This is a genomic window from Planococcus sp. CAU13 (assembly GCF_000775575.1).
Lineage (GTDB): Bacteria > Bacillota > Bacilli > Bacillales_A > Planococcaceae > Planococcus.
Map to the genome: position 1 here is coordinate 1 of NZ_JRGN01000200.1, position 18,871 is coordinate 18,871.

Consider the following 18,871-nt stretch of genomic DNA (forward strand, 5'->3'; position numbering starts at 1 on the left):
GCGAAGCTGTTTTGCGCAATATCGATTATTTACCTTTATTATTTTCTCAACTAGCTAGAAAATCCGTGCAGCTGTCATAGCCGCACGGATTTTTTCGTTAAAACATCTGGTATCCCATTTTACGCAGGACCTTCATGACAATGCCCGATGTGATAGCACCGGCAAAGCCTGACAGCAAAACAGCAAGATCTGTTGGGGTCAATGAAGTGATGGTGTCTCCCAGCATCGAGAACGATTGGCCCGGATTCGTGAAATAATCGAACACACCGACATCATCAATGACAAGCAGAATGACGACCGGATAAACGATTGCCATCAGCCAGGTCATGCGAAGCAGCATATTCAGCAGGAAGCCGATACCGAAAAACATAACATAAAATAAAAGCATTGAAATAATCAATTGTACAATAGTGAATGAGCTATTCATATAGGTTCCAACCTCCGATATTCCTCTCATCAGTTTAACTGAAATATCAGGGCCTTTCAATCCACCTGCACAGAGTTCATGACATTGACACAAGCCCCTTTGATTTGCAGCAAAAAAAGATCCGCATCATGATAGATGCGAATCCCATTTCTATAAACCCTTTATTTTTTTCCGGATCCCGAGCAGCAAGAGCACGTTTCCGATCCGCCCAAACGCAACTGGAAGTATCCTTTGCCAGCGCAATATGGGCATTGGCCTGGTGATTTTACCTGTTTGAAATTCTTCATCCGAAACACCTCCTCCTGCTTATTGTTTATAATATTCTGATAATATAACATGGTTGTTTTTAATAAGCAAGGATCCGGACCACGTGTAAGCGCATACATTTCATTTTATTTTTAAAGTTCTTCAAATGGACACAATTTTCACTCTTCTTTAATGGAGCATAATAAAAAGCCCCCAAATTGGAGGCTTTCTCATTAAATTTTACAGTAAGTCAAATTTACCTTTTTTCAGAACAAGTTTTGGTCCACCTATCAGGAGCAACGCACGGTTATCAATCATTTTCTTCATGAAGGACGCCCGTTTGCCTGTAACTTTTCTGCCGAATACAACACCGATCGCATCGTCATCGCCAAGTGAACAAACGGTACCTTTAAGGTCCGGTACAAATTCCTGAGTCGTTTGCCCTTGAATCAATGCTTTGATGTTGCCGGCAGCTCTTTCAGCCTGCTGCATCGCAATCTGCGCTGTCGGAGGATATGGACGGTTTGTCTCTTCATTGATCATCAGTGCGCAGTCTCCTACGATGAATACGTCAGGGAAACCAGGTGCACGAAGATCTTTTTCGACTTTTACGCGTGCGCGCATGTTTTCAATCGGCGTAGATTCGATGAGTCTGTTGCCGCGTACTCCTGCAGCCCATACCACTGTGCCGGCTTTAATGAATTCAAATTCATCATCGCCTTTTTTGATATTGACGCCTTCGGGAGTCGCTTCCACAACCGGAGTGCCGATTGAGAATTCGATACCTTTGGATTCAAGATGGCCAACTGCATAGTTCACCAATTCCGGATCGAAGCCAGGCAATACCATCGGCGCAGCTTCAACACAAAGAACGCGGACTTTTTCACGGGGAACATCGAATTCTTTGCATAATTCCGGTACACGGTTCGCAAGTTCACCAAGGAATTCGATTCCGGTAAATCCGGCACCGCCGACAATGATTGTCAAACGGCTGTCATCTTTGACAGCTTCCGTCGACCAAGTGGCAAACTGGAATTCAATATGTTCACGGATGTAACGTGCCGCCTTTACGTTGGCAATCGATAATGCGTATTTATCAAGGCCTTCGATTCCAAACGTTTCGCCTTCGAATCCAAGGCCGATAACGAGGTAATCATACGTGAATTCGCCATTGTCAGTAAGGACTTTTTTGCCTTCAATGTTGATTTCTTCGACAGTTGCCTGTACGAATCTGACTTTAACCGGATCGATTACTTCTTTCACGTCGTAACGGACCTGTTCCGGAGTCATTGTGCCGGCCGCAGCTTCGTGGAGCCACGTGCTTTCGTAATGGTATTCATTCTTGTTGATCAACGTGATGTCGACTTCGTCTGTTCCCATGATTTTTTGCAGGTTCACTACTGTGGTCAATCCACCATAGCCTGCTCCTAATACTAAAATTGACGGTCTTCTCAATCTAATCGCAACCACCTTCGAGTCATTTTTTTAATCGGAAAATCGGTTAAATCAAATATATATTCTTTCCAATTTACTCCTACACTTTATATTAGCCTTTTTGACTAGTGATTTCAACTGGATAGCACATGATAATAGAAGCCTGAGAGTAAACAGATTATTGCATATTCGGCAGACAAAAACCTTCTGCATCATCTATTGTTGCAGAAGGTTTTCCCCTGGATTTATCATCAGCAGTTTTCAGGTGTACCTGCTTTTTTCGCTGTTCTGAAAGAAGTTCCGCAGCCGCAGGAAGCGATGGCATTCGGGTTTTCAATCGTAAAGCCGCCGCCCATCAGCGATTGCTTGTAATCGACGACAGTGCCTTTCAGGATTGGAGCATCTTCTTTTGCAATCAGAATAGGAATGCCAAATTGCTCATAGAGATCGTCTTTCACGTCCTGCTCTTTTTCAAATCCCATGCCGTACGTGAGTCCGCTGCAGCCTCCGCCTTTAACAGCGACACGCAGATAGGAATCCATTTCTTCATTGTGCCGCATCATTTCCCTGATCTGAAAAGATGCAGCTTCTGTAATTTCGACTACCTGTTCCATCCACATTCACCCTTTCTTTGCAATATTTTAGATCAGCTGAATCACAGAAAAAGGGACCTTTAACAGGTCCCTTGGCTTTAAAATACTTGTTCTACTTCAACTATGCCAGGAACTTCCTCCGTTAATGCGCGTTCAATTCCAGCTTTCAATGTAATTGTCGAACTCGGGCAGCTTCCGCATGCGCCAAGCAGACGAAGTTTTACGATACCGTCTTCAATATCGACAAGTTCACAGTCCCCTCCGTCACGTAAAAGGAATGGACGCAATTTATCTAAGACTTCCATTACTTGCTCTTCAACCAAAGCTTCAGTCATTTATATCGACTCCTTTCATTATAATCATTATAATGTGATTAGAGAGAAAAAGCCACTAATGAATTCACTGGAGGAATAATAATATGACAAAAGAAGTTGCCATCGAAGTATACGGAGCAGAAGTAATCTGCGCCAGCTGTGTAAATGCACCGTCATCGATTGATACGTATGAGTGGCTGCAGGCGGCTTTACCAAGGAAATACAAGGATCAGCCATTTTCAATTACTTATATCGATATTGAGAAAGAACCGGCGGATGAACGCCAGCGCGATTATATCGAGCGCATCCGGAACGACGAATTCTTTTATCCGCTTGTGCTTGTGGAAGACGAAGTCGCGGCTGAAGGCTATGTGCAATTAAAGCCGATTTACAAAGAACTGGAAAAGCATGGATTTTCAGCTGAGTAAAAAGATAGGTATGAATACAAAAAAGCGCTCACTGCTGAGCGCTTTTTGTTTTGAAGCTATTAGCCGTTATGCCATTTGTACATCCACAATACGCCTGATTTCATCAGCCGCGCTATGCGTCCGGTAACTGTACGGTCCGCCAAGTAAGCAAAACCTTGCTTTTTGCCCAAAGATCCAAGGAAGCCTTTAAGTTTGATTTCCGGCATCGTTTCCGGAAGCTCCTCGCCTCTCCAGCGCATTTTCAGCACCTTGACGATTTGTTCAGCCTGCTCTTCAGCAAGCTGGGCAGAAGGCGCCATCGGCAACGCAGCACAGTCTCCGACGACATAGACGTTATCATGTGCCGGAAGCTGATGGTATTGATTGATGACCACCCGTCCGCTCGCATCACTTTCAAGGCCCAGATCCCGAACCGGTTTCACCGGCTGGATGCCGGCAGTCCATACTACTGCGTCGACCGGTATGGTCTCTTCATGGTTATATAGAAGATTCGGTTCCACTTTTGTAATATTGGAGTTTGAGACCACTTCGACATTGTGGGTATCAAACCATTTTTTCACAAAATTACTTAAGCGCTCCGGGAAGTCACGCAGAATGCGGGGGCTTCGGTCAAACAGTTTTATCTGCAGGTCTTCACGGCTTTCACGCAATTCACTGGCCAGTTCGATGCCGCTGAGACCAGCACCTACAATGCCGACCACAGCGTTTGACGGCAAGCTGAGCAACGCCTGATAGGTCTGGCGCGATTGGCCGATTGTCTGAATACTGTACGTGTATTGATCCGCACCCGGAACGTTATGGTACTTGTCTTCACAGCCCAGACCGATGACCAGTTCGTCGAATTCGATGCGCTGTCCGCCATCCATGAAAATGCATTTTTCTTCAATGCCGATTTCCAGAATTTCGCCGTTGACGATCTTCAGCTTTTCGTGCTCCGGAAAATCGACCCGCACTTCATGGTCCGCCTCTGTTCCGGCAGCAAGTGCGTAAAATTCCGTTTTCATGCTGTGGAAAGGCGTGCGGTCGATCAATGTGATTTCGACATCCTGTGGTAGATTGTTTGGCAGCAGGCGGAGCAATATTCTCATATTGCCGTAGCCGCCGCCCAATAAGACTAATTTTCGCATAAAAATCTCCTTTAACTTTCATCTGTCTGCTTCTATCCCAAGTAAAAGTATAGCTGATTGTGATAACTTTCACAATATAGAAAAGCGACAGCAAGAGATATCCCAAACTGGTTTGGCATATCTCTTGCCACAAAGCAGCGCAGCGATGCAGGAGCAGCATTTTTCCCGCGCAGCCGAGCTTGCTTATAACCCGAAGAGTTGGGCCCCTGGAGTCTTGGGCACAATGCCGCAAGCGAATCAATTAATTGACTTTGCCCTCTAAAAAAGGTAGGATTTCGAAGTAGCGAGGTGACCTTAATGAATCCGATTGTTGAATTTTGTGTCAGCAATATTGTAAATGGTGCCCAGGAATCTTTTGAAAAATTGGAACGGGACCCGAATCTGGATGTACTGGAATACGGCTGTTTGAGTTATTGCACAAAATGCTCTGAAACACTTTACGCTCTGGTCAACGGTGAAATTGTCGAAGCGGATACCCCTGAAGAACTGACACGTAAAGTGTATGAATTTATAGAAGAAAACCCTTTATTTTAAGCCATCACCCTCAACTGATGGCTTTTTATAATTCCCAGAAATCCAGGTTTTCGATGGCGTATGTGGGCGGTATTTCCTTCTGCAGCGCTTCATCCATGGGCGTTACGCCGGTGTTTACATGGACGGTATCAATACCAAAGCGGATGCCGGCCAGAATATCGGTATCGTAATTATCCCCGATCATCACCATGTCTTCTTTATTGAACTCATATTCGTATTGGATAGCCTCCAGCATATGCATTTCCGGCTTGCCGATAAAGACAGGTTCCACACCTGTTGATGAGGAAACCACTTGTATGAACGCCCCGTTGCCCGGCAGCAAACCTCTTTCTGAAGGAAAAGCCAAATCGCCATTGGTTGCCAGGAACACAGCGCCTTTTCTTATTTCGAGACAGGCTGTCGCCAATTTCTCATAATTGATGCCGCGGTCGATGCCCATCAGAACGACATCTGCATTTTCGGCAACTCTTTCGATCCCTTCATTCCGGAGCGCCTGTTCCACCCCGTCCGAGCCGATCATATAAACTTTTTTACCGGGATACCATCTTTTGATGTATTTTGCTGCTGCAATCGAAGAAGCCATGATTTGTTCAGGCGGAGCTGAAATCCCGAAAGCCGCCAGTTTTTCTGTAAATTGCTCCCTTGTCATGGAGGCGTTGTTCGTTACATAAAAAGGTTCAATGCCTCTATTTTGCAGCCGATGAATAAAACCTGCAGCTTCAGCTATCAGCTCTTTTCCTCTGTAAACAGTGCCGTCCAAATCAAGGCAATACGCTTTATAAGTTTTCATTTTTAACCTCTGGAATGAAAGCCGATACCGGTCCAAGTTCATGAACCAGATAATGTTCCACTTTTGGGCCGAAAGCTTTTAATGCTGCCAGAGAACCATCCAAAACTTCCCGGATATTGCCGTGATCCATTTTCATAAAATCACGGACCAGAGATTTCCGTAAACCGATGACCCGTTTTAACGGTGCGTCCATTTCAGGCGTAATCACTTTCTCGTCGGTCATGATGTCAATGATATCGTCGTAACTGCCGGGATCCCGCATGATAAATCCGTCGATCATGCTGTTGCCGACATCAATAATGGACTCGACGATATTATGGGTAAGGCGTTCCAAAGCCAATTGGTCTTCGAGGCCCGTCCACTTTTCCTTCTTCTCATAAAGTTCCAATAAGGAATTCATATAGGCAATTGTTTCTGTAATCTTGCTGCGGTCAATAAAGTACATGCATAACCCTCCACCACGTATAGTTTCCATCAATTATCTCACTGTCTATCATAACATATCGGCATAAAAAAACCCTGTTGCATTATGCTTCTGCAACAGGGTATTCATCGGTTTCCGTCTCATTTATCTGCTCTGAAGGTTCTTCTGCGGGTTCAGCTGCAGGCACTTGTGCCTTACCTGTTTTTTTGATGACGAAATAAGCGCAGCCAAAATTGCAGTATTCATATAAATAATCCTGCAGAGTGCTGATTTTTGTATCATAGCTCGCTTTATGGTTAGTATCTTCGAAAAAACCCTTGAGCCGAAGCTGCCCATATCCCCAGTCACCCAGTATATAATCGTACTTGCCCAAAATTTCGCTGTACCGGTTATTTATCGCTTCTTCCTGGAATCCATTACGGTAATCGATGACAATTTCATAATTCCACTGGTCTATCGTAATCAATATTCTCACCATCCATTTACTGTGGCCTTATCAACTCCAAATGTACCATAAAGAGAAGTTGCCTACAAGATTCCATCCTCCGCTCTATCACACCGCAAAAAAACCGGGAGCGGCTGCTCCCGGTTTTCAGCTGCTAGGCAGCATTCTTTCTTTCTTTTCCTTTTTTCACGGCGTTCAGGATACTGGCAGCTAAGCCGCCCCATAAAATCACCATACCGATGATCATGACGATGATTGCTTCGATTGACATAGTATGTCCCCCTTATTTGTCTTCCTCGAAAGTGGCGTGGTCTTTATGCCATTTGCCGAGAGAGAGCAGAATTCCTATCAGCAGTGCACCAGCAGCTACAGCGACACCGCCTGTAAGTGTAAACAAGTCCGAATAGCCTTCGTAGTTGCCGATGACGTTACCTTCACCGTCTGTGTGCTGTTTAAGGATATTTATTCTCAGTAACCCAAACATCATATAACCAAGTACGATTGGGGTAATGACTCCCAGGCTGATTTTCCACCAGCCTCCCAATTGAATATCAGAAATAGCGTTCGCGTGGCCTTTGAGGTAATCCGCTTTACGGAGAACCCATACAACCATGATAACTTCGACAAGACCGAGAGCCGCGACACCGAACTGGTTGATGTAGTAATCAGCCAGATCCAGGAAGAACAATCCGCCCTGAGTAGCGAAAAGAATTGACACCAGAGCTGCAAAGCCTCCGCCGAACGCAACTGCTTTAGTACGAGTAATTCCAAATTTCTCAGAAATACCCGCAACATATGTTTCAACAATCGACATTAAGGATGTTAATCCGGCCAAAGTCAATGACAGGAAGAACAGGACTCCGAAAAATCCATTGAATCCCGGGAACTGATTGATGATCTGCGGGAATACAACGAATGCAAGACCCACGCCTGCTGTTGCAACCTCAGCTACAGGCTCACCCACTTGAGCTGCCATGAAACCAAGAGCTGCGAAGACGCCGATACCGGCCAAAAGCTCGAATCCGGAATTGGCAAAACCTGTGATGAATGCATTATTCGTAATATCCGATTTTTTCGGAAGATAACTTGAATACGTTATCATAATCGCAAAGGCCACCGATAAACTGAAGAAGATATGGCCGTATGCAGCAACCCAAACCTGCGGATCCATAATGGCATCAAAATCCGGTTTGAAGAATGCATCAAGTCCCATCATCGCTCCATCCAGAGTGACAGCACGAATTACAATAATCAGGAAGATGACGACCAAAGTAGGTATGAAGATTCTGTTGGCCATTTCAATTCCTTTTTTAACACCTGCAAATAAAATACCCAATGTCAGAATCCACACTAAAGCCAGCGGGATGAATACTCCCCAAACGATGCTTCCCGTTTGCCCCGGCTCAACCGTCAGCTGAAGGAAATCATTAAATAAAAATCCTTGTGTATCTTCTCCCCATGCCTGGTTGAATGAAAAAATCGTGTAGCGCATGGCCCATGCAATGATGACTGCATAGTAGACGGATATGACGAAGGACACCAAAACTGCCCACCAGCCAATCCATTCCGCTTTTTTGCCGCTCATCCTGAAGAATGACAACGGTGCCGATCCGCGATATTTGTGCCCAATGGTGAATTCCAAAATAAGAATTGGTATCCCTGCGGTTAACAGAGCGAATAAGTACGGTATAAAGAATGCTCCTCCACCATTTTCGTAGGCTACATACGGAAAGCGCCATATGTTCCCCAAACCTACAGCCGAGCCGACAGCAGCCATAATAAACCCGGCTCTGGTACCCCATGTCGAACGTTCCATCTTTTTTCCCCCTCTTTACAAAACCTCCTATTTCCTAACAGAAAAATGGGAAGTTTGTATATTTTCAGATTATTATCTAATCTAAAAATAGTATACCCAGCGCCCAGTTCAAAGTAAAGAAGCTTTCAAAATTTTTTTAAAAAAACTATTTTATCAATAATAAAAAGCAGAGTGAAATACACTCTGCTTTTACTCTATTGCGCGTTTTTAGCTTTTTCAAGAATGGTTGTGCGTTGAGACCAAACAACGAATAGTATTGTTAAGATAATAATAACCGCCAACAGGGACCATATCAGCGATCCTGTTAATCCTATTACTAAATAACCTATCGAAGCGATTGCTGCAGCTGTCAAAGCATATGGAATCTGTGTCAATACGTGATCCATATGGTTGCTTCCTGCTCCGGTCGAAGACAAAATCGTCGTATCTGAGATGGGCGAACAATGATCTCCGAAAACCGCTCCGGCTAAGACAGCCGACAAAGCAGGCAATAACAGTTCAGGTGCGGCTTCGATCATGATCGTTCCAGCGATGGGTAAAAGAATTCCGAACGAGCCCCAGGAAGTTCCTGTCGAGAAAGCCATCACACCGGCAAGAATGAACAGCAATACCGGTAAAATCGTAATTGGGACGTTCCCTTCAGTCACCACTTCAGCTAAATATCCCCCGGTTCCCAGTGCATCGATCAAATAAGTTAATGCCCAGGCAAATATTAAGATAAGTACAGCACCGATCATTGATTTTAATCCGGCCCAGATGCCTTTGCCAATCCATCCGGCATTCGCTGTCTTATTTGTCTTCATCTGGAGCATGTAAAGAATGATTGAAGCTATAGCTCCCAGTAAACCACCCGCAAGAAGAGAAGCAGGAACATCGGTGTTTTCAAAAATCAGCCAGATATCGAAAACCTGCTCGGCATTCTGATAGCCAGTCCAGATCATCGCCAACACAGTGCCAAGCACCAGCAATAAAATCGGCAATAATAAATCAATGACACGGCCGTGAGAATGTGAAGGGAATTCTTCTTTCATCTCTCCAGGAATCGGTTTTTCGGGATCGAACAAGCGGCCTTCCGTGATTGCCAAAGTCTCATGCTTCTTCATTTCGCCAAAATCAACATCGCGGATCGCCACAAAAAACACGATGGCAAGTGCAGCTATTACATAGAAGTTCATCGGAGCCATCCATAAGAAAGCTTCCAGCGCTGAATACTCTACAAAAGTCTGGCCTGCAAGAATAGTAGCGATAATACCGATGATTGCTGCTCCCCAGCTGGAAACCGGCGAAACCACGCATACTGGAGCAGCAGTGGAATCAATGAAATAAGCCAGTTTGGCCCGTGAAATTTTATAGCGGTCGGTAATCGGGCGCGCAACCTGACCAACGGCCAAAGCGTTGAAATAATCATCGATAAAAATGACGACCCCTAAAACGACAGTAAGCACTTTTGCGCCTCTTCTGGACTTGACGCGGCCTGAAGCCCAATCAGCAAAAGCACGGGAGCCTCCTGACAGGCTGACAAATGCGGTAATGATACCAAGCAATAGTAAGAATAGAAGAATGAAGACATTATAAGCATTAAATCCTTCATCCCAAAAAATGACTGCAAACGAAGTAAATAATTGCTGCAGCGATTCAACAGGAGCAAAAGAAGCTACCAGAAGCGCCGCAGAAATAATTCCTGCTCCAAGCGACAACAGAACTCTGCGCGTCAACAAAACCATTGCAATGGCAATAATCGGCGGCAGGATCGAAAAGATCGTGTTTTCCATGATTAATTTCCTCCTATTTTTTGATGAATAGAATGGAGAAAAAAAGCCGGCTCAATCCTAAGGGACAAGCCGGCTTTCTACAATTCGTCTGTGCGTTGAAACATCAAACAACCCTGTAGCCCTCCATTTATGCAAGCATAAATGACAGTGACATCCTTATTCAGGATGCCCCCAGCCCCATTTTCCGGTGACACAGAAAATGGACTTCGGCAAAACTGCCTTTCAAATATGTTCATCGCTGTCACGCTCACATATTCTACTTATCAGTTTTGCAGCCTCTACCCATCGATATATAATTCTTAGCAAGCATATCCTATAATTGTTTGAAAATCAAGGTCAATTTAACTCAGGACTTTTTACTTCACTATTTTGTCCGCAAAATAAGTGCTGAATACATCCCGGATAAATTCAGGCATAAAGTAGGTTTTCGGAGACCGCTTAAATTCAGGGAAAAAATAACCGAATGTGAACATGTCCAAAGTTATCAATCTGTACTTCTTCTCACCCTGAGCAGGTTTTCCGTTAATGTATAATTGATGGTTTATCATGTCCATGCCGGTCCGGATCATTTTACCGAAAACAACTCCGCGGAATCCCAGGCCTTTCAATTCCAATTGCGGCCAGTCTGAATTCATCGACTGAAGATAGATCTCCTTCAGCTCCGCTCCGGTCAGCTCAATCATGCAGGGATTGATGGGGTGTGGCAGCATCTGGTGGAAATCATAGCGGGTAATCTCACCAAGCGGCATATCTTCCATAAATAGGCCGGCGTTGAACAGGGCACAGTCCGCTCCCGAAAAGTCAATCATCGCTTTGCCGAATAACTGGGCCATTTCCGAGTCATGGAACCAATCCGCTTTCAGCGCGGCACCATTGTAAAAAACAGCTTCATCCAGCAATTCCCTGCCTTTCTTCCGCAGCTTTTCATCGTATTTTTCATCCGGATTTTCCAGTTTCTCTGTTTCAATCAAATAAGCTTTTTTCTTTTTAAGATCATCCTCAATCATCACATGGCCCAGATAGGCACCGAACTTTCCGGCGGCGCCGAGCAGAACATCTCCCACCATCTTGCCGTCGTGAAAAATGTGATGCGTGTGGGCACCGAGGATCAGGTCGATATCCGGGCATGCTTCCGCAAGCAGTTCATCTTCCCTTACTCCCAGATGCGATAAGCAGACAATAAAATCCGTCTGGTCTTTAATGGCTTCCACCGAGCGGAGGATCGCTTCTCTCGCGCCAGTGACCTTCCAGCCCAGCCGTTCGTAAAAAGGAGTAAACTCCGCGGTGGCCCCCACCAGGCCGATCCGCTTTCCTTCCGCAGTACGGATAATTTTATAGGGCTTCGCCCACGCCGGCCTCTCTCCATTAACATCTGTCAGATTGGAAAGTATGACATCAAAATCGGCTTCCGCGTATAAATCATCCAATTCCTCTTTTGACAAAGTGATGCCTTCATTATTGCCGATGGTCACTGCGTCATACGAAGCTTTGTTCAGCAGCTCCACGTTGCCTTTTCCCGCTGTTCCTTCGGTATAAGGATGGGAACGGTCCACATGGTCTCCAATATCCAGGACGATGCAGAAATCCCCTTCTTCTTCATGCCAGCGCTTTCGTTCAGCCAAAAAAGCATGGATTGCCGGCCAATTGCCAAAATGGCTATGCAAATCATTTGTATGATAAATATGGATCGTTTCAGCCACTTTACAACACCTCTTTACGGCCTTCCGTTAAAATTCCTCTCCAAACAGATCCAGTTGTTTTGGTGCGAGATCTTCGAAAGATAAATTATTCATTTTCTGAAATTGCTTTGCATCTCCTGCAGCATGGCCGCCGGAGTTATTATTGAAGATGACGTATACACTTTCAGCCTGTTCAGCCAGCTTATTTGCCGCCTGGCTGATTTCTTTCAGCTCTGCTTCGTTGTAATCGTATAAATAACGGACTTCCCGCCATTTTTTCGAATTGCCGACATTGACCCATCCATGGACATTGCGGCCATGGAGCCGGAACAAAACTTTGTCTTTTCTGGTCGAGACCGGTACGAGCGGAATGGAGCCGTCCCCTGCCTGCGGTTCATCACAGACGGAATGGATCAGGTTATTTTCACGCAGAAATTCAAAAGTTTTTTCACGGAATCCTTCCGCATACCAGGATTGATGGCGGAATTCAATCGCCAAATCGAATTCGCTGAGTTTCGCGGTAATGCGTCTGATTTCATCCACATTTTCTTTTACACAATCAAACCATGGCGGAAATTGCAGCAGCACCATTGCCAGTTTTCCTGCTTCTTTCAACGGCCTGATGGATTTGATGTACGCCTCGTACATTTCTTCTTCCGTATCAAATGGATTTTCACCGCGAAGGTGTCCTGTCATCGCCTGATAGGCTTTTACGATAAACTGGAAGGAATCCGGCGTTTCAGCAATCCATTTACGGATATTTCTCTCCGGCTGCACCGCATAGAAGGAAGAATCAAGTTCCACAATCGGGAAATGCCCGGTGTAATCAGTCAATTTGTCTTTTTGTTTAGAGCCAGGCCCATACACATCAGGATGGTCCCCCCAGCCTGTTAATCCTGCATAAATCATCCTTCCACCTCCGAAGTGCTCTTAAGTAAATCATAGCACAGAAAAAAATGAACGTCCTATCTCAGCTTTACCCAAAAACTCCAGAAAAAAATCTCCGCTGCATTTTCTGCAGCGGAGATTTTCTGAGAGTGATCGATTAACCGATCGACCCTTCCATTTCGAATTTGATCAGACGGTTCATTTCAACCGCATATTCCATTGGAAGTTCTTTTGTGAATGGTTCGATGAAGCCCATAACGATCATCTCTGTAGCTTCCTGCTCAGAAACGCCACGGCTCATCAAGTAGAACAATTGTTCTTCGGAAACTTTTGAAACTTTCGCTTCGTGCTCCAAAGATACGTTGTCATTCAAAATTTCATTGTATGGAATTGTGTCGGAAGTCGACTCGTTATCCATGATCAGCGTATCGCATTCAATGTTTGAACGTGCGCCATCAGCTTTACGGCCGAAACGGACAATCCCACGGTACGACACTTTACCGCCCTGTTTCGAAATTGATTTCGAAACGATTGAAGATGAAGTATTGGGTGCCAGGTGGATCATTTTAGCTCCAGCATCCTGGTGCTGCCCTTTACCTGCGATCGCGATCGACAAAGTCATACCGCGAGCGCCTTCACCGCGCAGATAAACTGCAGGGTATTTCATCGTCAATTTAGAACCGATGTTGCCGTCGATCCATTCCATTGTACCGTTTGCGTCAACAAAAGCACGCTTCGTTACGAGGTTGTAGACGTTGTTTGCCCAGTTCTGGATTGTTGTGTAACGGCAGTATGCGTCTTTTTTAACGATGATTTCAACTACTGCAGAATGCAGTGAGTTTGTCGTATAAACTGGAGCTGTACAGCCCTCTACATAGTGGACGCTTGCGCCTTCATCGACAATGATCAATGTGCGCTCAAACTGCCCCATGTTTTCCGAGTTGATGCGGAAATAAGCCTGCAGCGGCGATTCAACTTTAATGCCGGGTGGCACATAGATGAAAGATCCGCCTGACCAAACAGCCGTATTCAACGCAGCGAATTTGTTGTCGGCAGCTGGAATAACCGTCTGCCAGTACTCTCTGAACAGGTCTTCGTTTTCCCGAAGAGCGGCATCGGTATCTTTAAAGATGATTCCCATGTCCTCAAGTTCCACTTTCATGTTGTGGTAAACAACTTCGGATTCATACTGTGCAGAAACACCTGCAAGGTATTTTTGTTCAGCTTCAGGGATACCAAGTTTGTCAAACGTGCGTTTGATCTCTTCCGGTACCTCATCCCATGAAGTCTGGCTTGCTTCCGAAGGCTTGACGTAATACGTGATTTCGTCAAAGTTCAGAGGTGCAAGATCGCCACCCCATTGCGGCATTGGCATAGAGTAAAACATTTTCAAAGCTTTCAGACGTGAATCGAGCATCCATTCAGGTTCGTCTTTGATCTTCGAAATTTCTCTGACGATATCTTCCGTCAATCCGCGTTTCGAGCGGAAAATCGAGACATCCTTGTCAGAGAACCCATATTTATAATCATCGATTTCGGGCATTTTTTTCGCCATCATCGTTCCTCCGTTCTTGTGTTACGATTTTTGTTGCTCGTGCACACCTTTTTCCATGGCTTTCCAGGCAAGTGTCGCACATTTGATGCGCGCCGGGAATTGTGAAACTCCCTGCAGCGCTTCAATATCGCCCAAATCCAGTGAATCATCATAATCCTTGCCAAGCATCATGTCAGAGAAAGTTTTGGATAGCCCAAGAGCTGTATCCACATCTTTCCCTTTGACTGCCTGGGTCATCATGGACGCTGAAGCCATTGAAATGGAGCAGCCTTCCCCGTCAAACTTGGCATCTTTGACAATGCCATCTACCACCTGGAGAGTCAAGTGAATCCGGTCTCCGCAAGTCGGGTTATTCATTTCGATGTTGATGCTGTCATTTTCAATGGTCCCTTTATTCCGTGGCGTTTTATAATGGTCCATGATCACGGACCGGTACAATTGATCTAAATTTTTAAAAGACATCGTTGAAATACTCCTTTGCAGAGCGCAATCCTTCTGTAAGACGGTCGATATCCGATTCGTCATTATAAAGATAGAAGCTCGCCCGGGCTGTTGCCGATACTTCCAGCCATTTCATCAACGGTTGTGCGCAGTGATGCCCTGCTCGGACAGCAATGCCGCTCATATCAAGCACTGTTGCTACATCATGCGGATGAACATCATTCAGATTGAACGTCACGATGCCCGCCCGTTTTGAAGGATCTTTCGGCCCGTAAATCTGAAGGCCCTCAATTCCATTCATTTTTTCCATGGCGATTGCCGCCATTTCGTGTTCATGCTTTTCAATCTCATCCAAACCGATTTCACTAAGGAAATCAATGGCTGCACCAAGTCCTACAGCACCGGCAATAATAGGTGTGCCGCCCTCGAATTTCCACGGAAGTTCTTTCCAGGTTGAATCGTAAAGACCGACGAAATCAATCATTTCACCGCCGAATTCAACCGGTTCCATGTCATTCAAAAGAGCTTTCTTTCCATATAATACACCGATTCCTGTCGGACCGACCATTTTATGGCCTGAAAACGCAAAGAAATCACAATCCAATTGCTGGACGTCAATCTTCAAGTGGGGTGCAGCCTGCGCGCCGTCCACTACCATCACCGCGCCATGTTCATGCGCGATGCGGGCAACTTCCTTTACAGGGTTCATCGTTCCGAGGACGTTAGAAACATAGACCATCGAAACGATTTTTGTCCGCTCGGTAATTGCCGCTTTCACTTGCTCCAGTGAAATGGTGCCGTCTTCTTCAAGTTCGATATATTTCAGGATCGCTCCACGCTCTTTAGCCAATTGCTGCCACGGAATGATATTGGAATGGTGTTCCATATAAGTGATGACGATTTCATCGCCTTCGTCCACATTGGCCCGCCCGTAGCTTTGCGCTACCAGGTTGATGGCTGTAGTTGTACCGCGAAGGAAGATGACTTCCTCCGTGGAACTGGCATTGATGAATTTCTGCACTTTTTCACGGGCACCTTCGTATTTTTCCGTTGCACGGTTGCCGAGTGTGTGAACGCCGCGATGCACGTTGGAATTATCAAGTTTATAATAATTCTCCAGTGCCTCAATTACCTGTACCGGTTTTTGAGAAGTCGCCGCGCTGTCAAGATAGACAAGCGGATGTCCATTGATCTCTTGATCCAATATAGGAAAATAGCTTTTTATCTCTTTATTGATCATTAGCGGACTTTCCTTTCGATAACCTCCGTCAATTGCTTTTTAACGCCTTCGATTGGCAGCACATTTACTACTGGCGCCAAGAAACCGTGAATAACAAGACGTTCAGCTTCCTGTTTTGTAATCCCCCGGCTCATCAGATAATACAATTGAAGAGGATCCACACGGCCGACAGATGCTGCGTGGCCTGCAGTAACATCATCTTCATCGATCAATAGGATCGGGTTCGCATCACCGCGGGCTGTCGGGCTAAGCATCAATACGCGTGACTCCTGTTCAGCGTTCGATTTTGCCGCACCGTGTTCAATTTTACCGATGCCGTTGAAGATGGAAGATGCGGAATCTTTCATTACGCCATGCTTCAAGATCTGGCCATCGGAATTTTTGCCCCAGTGGACAACTTTTGTCGTGAAGTTTTGTTTCTGGCTGCCTCGTCCGACTACCACAGTTTTCGTATCGCCGATCGAGTTATCACCGACAAGGTGCGTCACGTTCTCAGAGATCGTATCGCTGTCATTCATCAAGCCAAGCGCCCACTCGATTGTGGCATCTCTTCCCGCTACTCCGCGGCGGTTGACGTAGGTCGTGAAACCTTCCGCAAGAACATCCACAGCGCCATAAGTGATTTTTGCGTTATCTTCAGCAAATACTTCTGAAATGATATTCGCCAGACCGTTCGCTTTCGGAACAGTCGAGAAATAGTTTTCCACATATGTCACCTGGCTGCTTGTATCCGCTACTACGATGACGTGATTGAACAGGGAAGCTTCCGCATCGTCATGATAGAACACGACTTGAACCGGTTCTTCGACCACAACGTTTCTTGGAACATACAGGAAAGCTCCTCCGTTCATCAAAGCGGCGTGAAGTGCAGTCAATTTATGCTCATCGGTTTTTACACCGTTGGTCATGAAATATTTTTTCACCAGTTCACCGTGTTCACGAAGCGCTGTAAAGATGTCAGTCAGGATCACACCTTTTGCAGCCAATTCTTCTGAAATGCGTGAAAATGCCGGTGTATTATTGTGCTGAATGTAAAGGTTTTGCTGTTCAAGATCGACAATCGTGCGGATATCTTCCGTCAGATCCTCAATTGAATTAAAAGCGGAACTTGCAACTGTGTGGACCGGATAGTCCGTAAAGTTCCAGTTCACAATCTTTGTTTTATCTGGTTTAGGAAGCGGCAATGTTTCCGCTTCTGCAAACGAGCGAAGACGCAGCTCGGTAAACCATGATGGTTCACCATTCATTTCCGAAAAGGAGCGCAGCTCTTGCTCGGTCATTTTTAAATTTGTTTCAACCGTCATGCCAGTCTCTCCCTTCAATTATGCTTGTCCTACTGTCTCGTCTTCGATGCCAAGTTCCTGTTTGATCCAGTCATAGCCTTCCGCTTCCAGTTTGTGAGCAAGTTCTGCACCACCGGATTTAACAACGCGGCCCTGCATCATAACGTGGACGTGATCTGGCGTAATGTAGTTCAACAGACGCTGATAGTGAGTGATGATCAGGCAGCCGAATTCTTCACCTTTCATCTGATTGATGCCGTCAGAAACAACTTTCAAAGCATCGATGTCAAGACCGGAGTCGATTTCATCCAATACAGCAATTGTCGGTTTGATCATCATCATCTGAAGAATCTCGTTGCGTTTCTTTTCCCCGCCCGAGAATCCTTCGTTCAGGTAACGTTGCGCCATGTCCTGATCCATATCAAGAGTTTCCATCTTGCTGTCCAATTCGCGGATAAATTTCATCAATGAAATTTCGTCCCCTTCTTCACGGCGTGCGTTCATCGCAGAGCGCATGAAGTCGGCATTTGTTACGCCAGAGATTTCACTTGGGTACTGCATGGCAAGGAAAAGGCCGGCACGAGCTCGCTCATCCACTTCCATAGCAAGAACGTCTTCGCCGTCCAACGTGATTGAACCTGAAGTTACTTCATATTTCGGGTGGCCCATGATAGCTGACGCCAAAGTGGATTTACCCGTTCCGTTAGGACCCATGATTGCATGGATCTCGCTTGTATTAATAGTTAAGTTTACACCTTTTAAAATCTCTTTGCCTTCGATTTCAACGTGTAAATCCTGGATGACCAAAGTTGACATGTAAATACCTCCATATAGTTAATGTTGAATGGATAACCATTCTAAATTAGTATCATTCTAATCTTAACCCATATCGACTGCTCTGGCAAATCATTAAACCGACTGGAAATTTTGTTGGAAAACAATTAAAAACTCTGGATTTTCTTCATTAGACCGCTTTATAGCAATAAAAATAACAAGCTGCTTCATTTTCAATAAATGCCTTTTAATTGAGAATGGATTTCATTAAAAAAAGCCGATGCGCAGTGGCATCGGCTTTTTATCGGGTTTCAGTAGAATTCATTTCTATATATCACGGTGGGCCTGGCGTTCTAAACGAGATACAATCTGCTGGCTGTTGTTGTAATCCTGTTCTCTTCGCTGTTCCACTTCAACAATTTTCTGCGGGTCATTCTGATACTCATCAATGCCATATCCATGTGCATTTCTAAACGCCTGTTCCATCTTCTCGGTGTGCTCTATACCGTGAGAGTCGATAATGAATCATCCCTTTCGAATTTTCTTTTCTTGATTAATTATACCCCGTAACAGTCAGTATAAACTTCCAATACCCTAATTTGTCTGAAAATGGACCTATCGTCATAGTTAATGGAAAATAAAAGAAAAAGCCCGGCAACAG

Annotated in this window: 22 protein-coding genes and 1 riboswitch; of the genes, 2 read left to right on the forward strand and 20 right to left on the reverse strand. The window is 45.2% G+C overall.

Features of this window, described 5'->3' with window-relative positions; all coding sequences use genetic code 11:
* Positions 1 to 97 precede the first annotated feature (97 nt).
* The 5 genes from KW93_RS08820 to KW93_RS08835 all read right to left on the reverse strand — a co-directional run bounded on the left by KW93_RS08820 (position 98) and on the right by KW93_RS08835 (position 3,035).
* A complete protein-coding gene (locus KW93_RS08820; RefSeq protein WP_033542636.1) occupies positions 98 to 427 on the reverse strand; it encodes a YuiB family protein in 330 nt (109 codons plus the stop codon).
* A gap of 161 nt (positions 428 to 588) precedes the next feature.
* Positions 589 to 714: a YuiA family protein gene (locus KW93_RS17450; protein ID WP_161787033.1), complete on the reverse strand. Its 126-nt coding sequence runs from the start codon at positions 712 to 714 to the stop codon at positions 589 to 591.
* A 199-nt stretch (positions 715 to 913) separates the two neighbouring features.
* A complete protein-coding gene (locus tag KW93_RS08825; protein WP_033542637.1) occupies positions 914 to 2,128 on the reverse strand; it encodes an NAD(P)/FAD-dependent oxidoreductase in 1,215 nt (404 codons plus the stop codon).
* Positions 2,129 to 2,358: 230 nt separating this feature from the next.
* A complete protein-coding gene (locus KW93_RS08830) occupies positions 2,359 to 2,721 on the reverse strand; it encodes a HesB/IscA family protein (protein WP_033542638.1) in 363 nt (120 codons plus the stop codon).
* A gap of 77 nt (positions 2,722 to 2,798) precedes the next feature.
* Entirely contained in the window at positions 2,799 to 3,035 is a 237-nt protein-coding gene (locus tag KW93_RS08835; RefSeq protein ID WP_033542639.1) for a NifU family protein, read from the reverse strand.
* A gap of 83 nt (positions 3,036 to 3,118) precedes the next feature.
* Here KW93_RS08835 and KW93_RS08840 point away from each other — a divergent pair, with 83 nt between their 5' ends.
* Complete coding sequence (locus tag KW93_RS08840) at positions 3,119 to 3,442, forward strand: YuzD family protein (RefSeq protein ID WP_033542640.1); 324 nt, start codon at positions 3,119 to 3,121, stop codon at positions 3,440 to 3,442.
* A gap of 59 nt (positions 3,443 to 3,501) precedes the next feature.
* Here the strand turns inward: KW93_RS08840 and KW93_RS08845 are convergent, their stop codons facing one another.
* Positions 3,502 to 4,569, reverse strand: a complete 1,068-nt coding sequence (locus tag KW93_RS08845; RefSeq protein WP_033542641.1) for an NAD(P)/FAD-dependent oxidoreductase — start codon at positions 4,567 to 4,569, stop codon at positions 3,502 to 3,504.
* 297 nt (positions 4,570 to 4,866) lie between these two features.
* Here KW93_RS08845 and KW93_RS08850 point away from each other — a divergent pair, with 297 nt between their 5' ends.
* Entirely contained in the window at positions 4,867 to 5,103 is a 237-nt protein-coding gene (locus KW93_RS08850; protein WP_033542642.1) for a YuzB family protein, read from the forward strand.
* 25 nt (positions 5,104 to 5,128) lie between these two features.
* Here KW93_RS08850 and KW93_RS08855 read toward each other — a convergent pair whose 3' ends face one another.
* From KW93_RS08855 to KW93_RS17620, 14 genes are all read right to left on the reverse strand, one after another.
* Positions 5,129 to 5,893, reverse strand: a complete 765-nt coding sequence (locus tag KW93_RS08855; RefSeq protein ID WP_033542643.1) for a TIGR01457 family HAD-type hydrolase — start codon at positions 5,891 to 5,893, stop codon at positions 5,129 to 5,131.
* A complete protein-coding gene (locus KW93_RS08860) occupies positions 5,880 to 6,338 on the reverse strand; it encodes a DUF86 domain-containing protein (RefSeq protein ID WP_033542644.1) in 459 nt (152 codons plus the stop codon). The genes KW93_RS08855 and KW93_RS08860 overlap by 14 nt, the downstream gene beginning before the upstream one ends.
* Before the next feature lie 82 nt (positions 6,339 to 6,420).
* Positions 6,421 to 6,783 carry a YutD family protein gene (locus KW93_RS08865; RefSeq protein ID WP_033542645.1) on the reverse strand — a complete coding sequence of 121 codons (363 nt, stop codon included), beginning with the start codon at positions 6,781 to 6,783 and terminating at the stop codon, positions 6,421 to 6,423.
* A gap of 133 nt (positions 6,784 to 6,916) precedes the next feature.
* The gene (locus KW93_RS17115) at positions 6,917 to 7,033 is read right to left on the reverse strand and encodes a methionine/alanine import family NSS transporter small subunit (protein WP_081986976.1); all 117 of its coding nucleotides are present in this window, start codon (positions 7,031 to 7,033) and stop codon (positions 6,917 to 6,919) included.
* Between the two features lie 12 nt (positions 7,034 to 7,045).
* Positions 7,046 to 8,578, reverse strand: coding sequence for a sodium-dependent transporter (locus KW93_RS08870; RefSeq protein ID WP_033542646.1), 1,533 nt, complete (start codon positions 8,576 to 8,578; stop codon positions 7,046 to 7,048).
* Between the two features lie 194 nt (positions 8,579 to 8,772).
* Positions 8,773 to 10,350 (reverse strand): Na+/H+ antiporter NhaC family protein, encoded by a 1,578-nt coding sequence (locus KW93_RS08875; protein WP_033542647.1) that lies wholly within the window; start codon positions 10,348 to 10,350, stop codon positions 8,773 to 8,775.
* 108 nt (positions 10,351 to 10,458) lie between these two features.
* Positions 10,459 to 10,639: riboswitch (Lysine riboswitch) on the reverse strand.
* Between the two features lie 67 nt (positions 10,640 to 10,706).
* Positions 10,707 to 12,050 carry a bifunctional metallophosphatase/5'-nucleotidase gene (locus tag KW93_RS08880; protein WP_033542648.1) on the reverse strand — a complete coding sequence of 448 codons (1,344 nt, stop codon included), beginning with the start codon at positions 12,048 to 12,050 and terminating at the stop codon, positions 10,707 to 10,709.
* A 27-nt stretch (positions 12,051 to 12,077) separates the two neighbouring features.
* A complete protein-coding gene (locus KW93_RS08885) occupies positions 12,078 to 12,938 on the reverse strand; it encodes a DUF72 domain-containing protein (RefSeq protein WP_033542649.1) in 861 nt (286 codons plus the stop codon).
* A gap of 136 nt (positions 12,939 to 13,074) precedes the next feature.
* Complete coding sequence (sufB, locus tag KW93_RS08890; protein ID WP_033542650.1) at positions 13,075 to 14,472, reverse strand: Fe-S cluster assembly protein SufB; 1,398 nt, start codon at positions 14,470 to 14,472, stop codon at positions 13,075 to 13,077.
* 21 nt (positions 14,473 to 14,493) lie between these two features.
* Positions 14,494 to 14,934 carry a Fe-S cluster assembly sulfur transfer protein SufU gene (gene sufU, locus KW93_RS08895; RefSeq protein ID WP_033542651.1) on the reverse strand — a complete coding sequence of 147 codons (441 nt, stop codon included), beginning with the start codon at positions 14,932 to 14,934 and terminating at the stop codon, positions 14,494 to 14,496.
* Complete coding sequence (locus tag KW93_RS08900; protein ID WP_033542652.1) at positions 14,924 to 16,153, reverse strand: cysteine desulfurase; 1,230 nt, start codon at positions 16,151 to 16,153, stop codon at positions 14,924 to 14,926. The genes sufU and KW93_RS08900 overlap by 11 nt, the downstream gene beginning before the upstream one ends.
* The gene (gene sufD / locus KW93_RS08905) at positions 16,153 to 17,457 is read right to left on the reverse strand and encodes a Fe-S cluster assembly protein SufD (RefSeq protein ID WP_033542653.1); all 1,305 of its coding nucleotides are present in this window, start codon (positions 17,455 to 17,457) and stop codon (positions 16,153 to 16,155) included. Before sufD ends, KW93_RS08900 begins: the two co-directional genes overlap by 1 nt.
* A gap of 18 nt (positions 17,458 to 17,475) precedes the next feature.
* Positions 17,476 to 18,258, reverse strand: coding sequence for a Fe-S cluster assembly ATPase SufC (sufC, locus tag KW93_RS08910; protein ID WP_327078716.1), 783 nt, complete (start codon positions 18,256 to 18,258; stop codon positions 17,476 to 17,478).
* A 279-nt stretch (positions 18,259 to 18,537) separates the two neighbouring features.
* Positions 18,538 to 18,696, reverse strand: a complete 159-nt coding sequence (locus tag KW93_RS17620) for a hypothetical protein (protein WP_162835045.1) — start codon at positions 18,694 to 18,696, stop codon at positions 18,538 to 18,540.
* Positions 18,697 to 18,871: the final 175 nt, after the last annotated feature.

What these genes read in the sequence shown, in the direction of transcription:
- KW93_RS08820 (WP_033542636.1), bottom strand. Translation starts at nt 427, where the DNA reads ATGAATAGCTCATTCACTATTGTACAATTGATTATTTCAATGCTTTTA.
- KW93_RS08840 (WP_033542640.1), top strand. Translation starts at nt 3,119, where the DNA reads ATGACAAAAGAAGTTGCCATCGAAGTATACGGAGCAGAAGTAATCTGC.
- KW93_RS08830 (WP_033542638.1), bottom strand. Translation starts at nt 2,721, where the DNA reads ATGGAACAGGTAGTCGAAATTACAGAAGCTGCATCTTTTCAGATCAGG.
- KW93_RS08875 (WP_033542647.1), bottom strand. Translation starts at nt 10,350, where the DNA reads ATGGAAAACACGATCTTTTCGATCCTGCCGCCGATTATTGCCATTGCA.
- sufB (WP_033542650.1), bottom strand. Translation starts at nt 14,472, where the DNA reads ATGGCGAAAAAAATGCCCGAAATCGATGATTATAAATATGGGTTCTCT.
- KW93_RS08855 (WP_033542643.1), bottom strand. Translation starts at nt 5,893, where the DNA reads ATGAAAACTTATAAAGCGTATTGCCTTGATTTGGACGGCACTGTTTAC.
- KW93_RS08845 (WP_033542641.1), bottom strand. Translation starts at nt 4,569, where the DNA reads ATGCGAAAATTAGTCTTATTGGGCGGCGGCTACGGCAATATGAGAATA.
- KW93_RS17115 (WP_081986976.1), bottom strand. Translation starts at nt 7,033, where the DNA reads ATGTCAATCGAAGCAATCATCGTCATGATCATCGGTATGGTGATTTTA.
- KW93_RS08870 (WP_033542646.1), bottom strand. Translation starts at nt 8,578, where the DNA reads ATGGAACGTTCGACATGGGGTACCAGAGCCGGGTTTATTATGGCTGCT.
- sufU (WP_033542651.1), bottom strand. Translation starts at nt 14,934, where the DNA reads ATGTCTTTTAAAAATTTAGATCAATTGTACCGGTCCGTGATCATGGAC.
- KW93_RS17450 (WP_161787033.1), bottom strand. Translation starts at nt 714, where the DNA reads ATGAAGAATTTCAAACAGGTAAAATCACCAGGCCAATGCCCATATTGC.
- KW93_RS08860 (WP_033542644.1), bottom strand. Translation starts at nt 6,338, where the DNA reads ATGTACTTTATTGACCGCAGCAAGATTACAGAAACAATTGCCTATATG.
- KW93_RS08900 (WP_033542652.1), bottom strand. Translation starts at nt 16,153, where the DNA reads ATGATCAATAAAGAGATAAAAAGCTATTTTCCTATATTGGATCAAGAG.
- sufD (WP_033542653.1), bottom strand. Translation starts at nt 17,457, where the DNA reads ATGACGGTTGAAACAAATTTAAAAATGACCGAGCAAGAGCTGCGCTCC.
- KW93_RS08850 (WP_033542642.1), top strand. Translation starts at nt 4,867, where the DNA reads ATGAATCCGATTGTTGAATTTTGTGTCAGCAATATTGTAAATGGTGCC.
- KW93_RS08835 (WP_033542639.1), bottom strand. Translation starts at nt 3,035, where the DNA reads ATGACTGAAGCTTTGGTTGAAGAGCAAGTAATGGAAGTCTTAGATAAA.
- KW93_RS08885 (WP_033542649.1), bottom strand. Translation starts at nt 12,938, where the DNA reads ATGATTTATGCAGGATTAACAGGCTGGGGGGACCATCCTGATGTGTAT.
- KW93_RS17620 (WP_162835045.1), bottom strand. Translation starts at nt 18,696, where the DNA reads ATGGAACAGGCGTTTAGAAATGCACATGGATATGGCATTGATGAGTAT.